Raw genomic sequence first — 5,870 nt, 5'->3', positions numbered from 1 at the left:
AAGTGGAAGATTATTTGGCATGTCAAAAATAGTATAACATGAGTCACATATTTTTTTTATTGAAAATTATTGACAAACTATTAGCTGGTTTAGTTGCATTAAGAATTCAGCATAATTATTAATAAAAAATAATTATAAAGTCTTAGTTTTTATTATATTTCTAATTAGTGAAGAAATAGGTACACAACTAACTAATACAATTGACCAAAACTTACTATCGTAACTACCTTGTTCTACATAGAAAAAAATCAGTAGACTACTCAAAATAATAGTTAGTGCAATAATTTTTTGATATCTTCGGAAAACCTTGAAGATAAATAACAATAAACCCATATTTGCTGCAAAAATGATTAGTTCAATAAAAAATCCATTCATATAGTCCACCCTTTCAAATTAAGGTAAAACGATTAATAGAAAGTCTTTACATTTGGATAAACCTATTATAATGAGTATTGATATAAATTTTTAAGTTAAAAAATCAATCAATGAATGAAAAATATTCGACAAATTCCAATGTTTTTTTCATTGCTGATTTTAGAGTGAAATTGTTACGTTATTGAATTAAACTACCAAATAGTTGCATAAGAAAATCAACAAGACATTATAAGGATATAATGGAATATAAATTATTTATGGCAGCAGATGATTATAAGGTCAAAAAAGACAGCATTCAAAAGAATGCTGCATTTTTTTTGAAGATGAGTTGCGACACAATAAATCATTTTATAAGATACATAAGTATCTCGGAAAACCATTTCCAAAATTTGTGCGGATTCCTTTTCTCAAATTTTTGTAACATACAAATACCTCTTTTCTATTTAAATCTTTTATATGGTATCTATTTAATTAGTTTTTTTCTTAATTTACTTTTATGGAATTGAATTTTTATCTATGACATCTATTTAACTGGTCATTATTAGTTCGAATAAAATTGAGATATCTTAACCTTCTTAAAGAGACTATAATTAATTAATAGAGATGATTTCATTTAAGGAGGGCTTAATTTTGAGCTATATGTTAGCGGGGAGCGTACTAGTTAATTTGATATTAACTATAATAATTCTATTTGTATCTTTAAAACTGAAGCAAGGTTCTATGAATCAAGATACGTCAGTTTTAAAAGAAATCGTATTTAAGCAGATAGCAGAAGCTAATGAGAAGACAGAAAAGAAAATTAATGAAGAGTTAAAGGAAAGTCGAAAAGAAAATTACGAAATTTCCAGTAAGAATCGAGAAGAATTAAGTAAAAGTCTTTTAAGCTTTTCTGAAAATATTCAAAGTCAAATTACACAGAGTATTCAATTGCAACAAACGTTCAATAAGGATACGAATGATAATATTAAACAAATGATCAATAAAAATGAAAAGCAAATGGATAATATCAGGAACACATTAGAATCTAGTATTACAAAACTTCAAGAGAATAATATTCGTAAACTAGATGAAAACAAAGAAAAAACAAGCAAAACGATCAGCGAGGGCTTAAATGAAGTTAGAAATATCTTAGAGTTAAATATATCAAAGTTGCAAGAAGATAACTCTAAAAAATTAGAAGAAATGCGTATGACAGTAGATGAAAAATTGAATAATACGCTTGAACAAAGACTGGGTGAAAAGTTCAAATTGGTAAGCGAACGTTTAGAGCAAGTTCATACTGGTCTTGGTGAAATGAAGACACTAGCGACTGGTGTTGGTGATTTGAAAAAAGTTCTTTCTAATGTAAAAACCAGAGGTATTTGGGGAGAAATACAACTCGGGAATATCTTAGAACAAACAATGACACCAGACCAATATGTTGAAAACTTTGCTACTAAGAAGAATAGTGCTGAACGAGTAGAATTTGCAATTAAGTTCCCGTCTAAGCAAGATTCTAAGAAATACGTTTACTTACCTATCGATTCGAAGTTCCCAAATGACATCTATGAAAGGCTAGTAGATGCACAAGAAAGTGGTAATGTAGAATTAGTTAGAGAAGCAGTAAAACAACTCGAATCTAGAATTAAAGCTGAGGCAAAAACAATAAATGAAAAATATATTAGCCCGCCAGTTACAACTGATTTTGGAGTATTGTTCTTACCGACTGAAAGTTTATATGCGGAAGTTCTAAAAATTAATGGATTATTAGAATTCCTTCAAAACACATATCGTATTACTGTTGCTGGCCCAACCACAATGGCTGCACTTTTGAATAGTTTCCAAATGGGATTCCGAACATTGGCTATTGAAAAGCGTTCAAGTGAAGTTTGGGATACTCTTGGTAAAGTGAAAACTGAGTTTGGTAAATTTGGTGATATCTTAGAGAAAACAAAGAAAAAACTTCAAGCAGCTACTAATGAGATAGAAGTTGCGACTCGTAAAACTAGAACAATTGAAAGAAGCCTTAGAGATGTTCAGGAGTTACCGACTAATGAAAATGAATTTATCGCTTTAGCTGATTAATTAAATAGATTGTTATAGTTTAACGTAAAAGCCGGCAATACATAAATGTTTTGTCGGCTTTTATTCGGGAAAAACGATGTTGATTGCTTTTGAGATCAGTTAGATTAATATCAAAGCATCCTGTAAACGCGAGATTCAAATGCAGTAAGTTTAGTTGGAGTGGTTTGTTCAACATTACTAGGAAGTAGAGATGCAATTCGGGGTAATCTATATTCAAATGGTGTTTCTTCTTCTGTTAAATTTACAAATATCCAATATATTGCATCTTTCCATATCCTTTTGTATACCTAAGTTTCAGAAATTAAAAAGGGACAACTAAAATTATGTCTCTTTCTTAATATCGAAGTTCTCTTCCTTATGCAACTATCCTACCAGTGTACAATAAAAACGACCGCCGAAGCAGTCGTTCATTGTTCAACTAAAGCATCATTTAGTTGAATAAGCAATTAAGCTTTTATGGTCATCTCAATATTCGTTTTATATAAGCTATTTGGTATATCAGCACTTAATTTCATTGGGAAAATATTATGTACACTCTTACTTAGTTTTTTAGCAAAAGGAATTAGTCCGGACTCTTCTAAAACAAAATCCGGTGCTGGCGGTAAATCTAGTACTTCCCAATTCCCTTTGCTTATTTGGAATGTAAAATTAAAAATTTTATTTTCATCGAAATCAACATCACCTATGCCGTATATCTCAGTACCATCTGCTAAATCCCCTTTAATTCTTACCATATAGCTATCTAGCTTATTTATAGATTCTCTTTCATTAAATAGAGGTTCAACTAACATATCATCATCATTATCTACATCATACTAAACGATTTTCCAAATTGGAAATTCGTTAAAGTCAGATAGTTCCAAATCGTGAATAGACTTTTTCTCAATCATACATTCCTCCAGATTTATATTTTATGTAGTTACCTTCTTCAAATAAATTATAATACTTTTTTAGTAAGATTTAACTCTTTTTTTATGCAACTAAACTGCCATTTTGTTGAATAAAAAAATAGACTGCCGAAGCAACCCAACGCTAACTATGGATACATATAAACAATGATAAAGGGTGCATTCTATCAATGTTTTGTTGTTGATACAATATATAAGCATCAGTTAGTTTAAGGTTAATTCTTCACAATCTTTAATAACTAAGGATGTAATCTTTAAATATTTCCTGTCATTCTAACAACTTTCCCATCCATCTCAGTTTTTATCTGCTTCATTCCATTTTTCTTATAGAATGCAATGGCTTGTTTATTCGTTGGAGAAACACGAAGATGGTATTCGTTAACATTATTGTTTTCAAAGAAGTTAATTGTATAAGTGTGTAAAAGGGAACCTAAACCCTCTCCGCGTTTTTCGGGGATAAGATAATAAAGATTGACATAACCAATTACTTTCCCTCTATATTCCTTTACAGTTAGTTCGAGTTGACCGATTGGAATATCGTTTTCTACAACTAATACAAAACCCTTAGGGTTTTGTGAGGACTGTTGCTGCAACCAATTTAGATACTTGTTTTCATCCCCAAAATCTTTATCCGTACCAAAACTAACTATGAAAGAATCTCTACGAAAAGGAATAACATTATCCTTGTGTATGCTAATATCAATTGGCACAAACTCCATTATTCTCCCTCCTCTTTGACTGCAAAATATTAATTTCTCATACGTGTGATTTACGACTCATATTCTGCAACACTCATAATATATCCTTCTTCAAGTAACCTGCTATTTACTTCAATAAAAAAAGCCGCATATTAACAGCTTATGATCTTCAACTAATGCATCATTTAGTTGAATAAGAACAAGGTTTAGAATTTAGTCAATACCTCGTTAATATTATTCCATTCGTAAACTAGAAGATTTAATTCAGCACCTGCGATTTTTATCTTTTCAGATTTCAATAATTTCGCACCATAATACTCATAGAAAAAACGTGTTTTATTGTCTTCTAATACTTCAACAAACACTCTATTAATACCTAACTTTTCAAATTGATTAAAAAGTTGTTCCATTAGTTTCTTTCCGATACCATTTCCTTGATATGCTTCTAGAAGATAGATTGATGTTAAATCACCTGAACTATCGATTTTATTCTCTTCTCTTTTTCCACAAGTAGCGAATCCAATAATTTCTCCTTCATTATTTTCTGCTACAAAAACATAAGTACCCTCTTCAGATAGATTTTTATTCCACGAATCAGTTCTTTGGTCGTAAGATAACTTCTGCAAAAAATCATCTGGCATAATGTTTTTATAAGTAGTTTTCCAACTATCGACGTGAACTTTCGCAATTCCACTTGCATCTGTTAAAGCTGCGTTTCTTATGTTCATTTAAATCACCTCTTATCAAAAGTTTAAAATATATATTAAACTAAACGTTTAAATAATCCTCTAATTTATGCAACTAATATGCCATTTTGTTTAATAAAAAAAATCGACTTAGCAGCCGTTCTTGTTGTTCAACTAATGCACGCTTTAGTTGGATTAGCACTGTTCATTTTTATTTATTCGCTGTTTTCGTAAACTTTGTTGTTTTTCAAAAAACAAGTTATAATGCAACCAGTAAATGAAACAAGATGATATGATAAAAGATAGGTGGGATTAATATGGAAAGAATTATTTTATTCGACGGTGAGTGCAACTTTTGTGACCAAAGCGTACAATTCATCATTAAAAAAGACCCATTTGGACTATTTAAGTTCGCTTCGTTACAAAGCGATATAGGAAAACAGTTATTGAATAAATATAATGCGCCAAGTGATATCGATAGTTTTGTTCTAATTGAAGATAACAATTGCTATTTTAAATCATCGGCAGCCCTTCGTGTTTGTAAAAACTAAAAGGAGCGTGGAAGTTGCCTTATTTACTATTAGTTTTTCCAAAGCCTTTGAGAGATTACTTTTATGGCATTATAGCTAAAAATAGATATAGATGGTTCGGTAAAAAAGATAGTTGTATGTTGCCATCTCCAGAAGTAAGAAAACGTTTCTTATAATATTAGAATAGCTGAAAATGATCTCTTAATCGGGGTCTTTTATTTTGCACTTTTTAACATCGTAACAGTAGTTTGATTAGATTTTTGGCAGGCTGAAATAAGCATTTATAAAACTCCTTATTTCAACAAATTTTAGACATTTTAATATATTCTATTTAATCCCAATAAGTCCCTTCCTTATGCAGCTAAACTGCCATTTTGAAGTATAAAAAAAAATCGACTAAACAGCCGATCTTGTTGTTCAACTAATGCATCAGTTAGTTGTATAATACTTGACCAAAAATCATACCTATAATTAATGTAGATGAAATTCCAGAAAACATTGTTAACATTATTTTTATTCTTTTACTTTTAAATTTGAAACGACCATAAACTTTAAAAATTAGAATAAAAAGTGGTACCTGTAAAATTCCAAGGAATATCCGAGTTATAT

The 5,870-nt window shown here is 30.0% G+C and carries 4 protein-coding genes and 1 pseudogene; 2 read left to right on the top strand and 3 right to left on the bottom strand.

Annotated features, from left to right (window positions below; translation table 11 throughout):
* Positions 1-1,014 precede the first annotated feature (1,014 nt).
* Positions 1,015-2,439 (top strand): DNA recombination protein RmuC, encoded by a 1,425-nt coding sequence (locus ACFCYN_RS24865; protein WP_375952719.1) that lies wholly within the window; start codon positions 1,015-1,017, stop codon positions 2,437-2,439.
* Between the two features lie 446 nt (positions 2,440-2,885).
* Here ACFCYN_RS24865 and ACFCYN_RS24860 read toward each other — a convergent pair whose 3' ends face one another.
* From ACFCYN_RS24860 to ACFCYN_RS24850, 3 genes are all read right to left on the bottom strand, one after another.
* Positions 2,886-3,230, bottom strand: a complete 345-nt coding sequence (locus ACFCYN_RS24860; protein WP_172444313.1) for a hypothetical protein — start codon at positions 3,228-3,230, stop codon at positions 2,886-2,888.
* Between the two features lie 371 nt (positions 3,231-3,601).
* Complete coding sequence (locus ACFCYN_RS24855; RefSeq protein WP_375952715.1) at positions 3,602-4,066, bottom strand: GNAT family N-acetyltransferase; 465 nt, start codon at positions 4,064-4,066, stop codon at positions 3,602-3,604.
* A gap of 185 nt (positions 4,067-4,251) precedes the next feature.
* Entirely contained in the window at positions 4,252-4,773 is a 522-nt protein-coding gene (locus tag ACFCYN_RS24850) for a GNAT family N-acetyltransferase (protein WP_375952712.1), read from the bottom strand.
* A gap of 275 nt (positions 4,774-5,048) precedes the next feature.
* On the opposite strand from ACFCYN_RS24850, the pseudogene ACFCYN_RS24845 reads away from it, so the two are divergent.
* Positions 5,049-5,437, top strand: a pseudogene (locus ACFCYN_RS24845) (thiol-disulfide oxidoreductase DCC family protein).
* Positions 5,438-5,870: the final 433 nt, after the last annotated feature.

It is taken from the genome of Gottfriedia sp. NPDC056225 (genome assembly GCF_042267765.1).
Taxonomy (GTDB): Bacteria; Bacillota; Bacilli; order Bacillales; family Bacillaceae_G; genus Gottfriedia.
The sequence above is the reverse complement of the archived record's forward strand: the minus strand, read 5'-3'. Positions and strand labels throughout refer to the sequence as shown.

Coding starts and splice junctions, on each gene's coding strand:
- ACFCYN_RS24865 (WP_375952719.1), top strand. CDS start 1,015: ATGTTAGCGGGGAGCGTACTAGTTAATTTGATATTAACTATAATAATT.
- ACFCYN_RS24860 (WP_172444313.1), bottom strand. CDS start 3,230: ATGTTAGTTGAACCTCTATTTAATGAAAGAGAATCTATAAATAAGCTA.
- ACFCYN_RS24855 (WP_375952715.1), bottom strand. CDS start 4,066: ATGGAGTTTGTGCCAATTGATATTAGCATACACAAGGATAATGTTATT.
- ACFCYN_RS24850 (WP_375952712.1), bottom strand. CDS start 4,773: ATGAACATAAGAAACGCAGCTTTAACAGATGCAAGTGGAATTGCGAAA.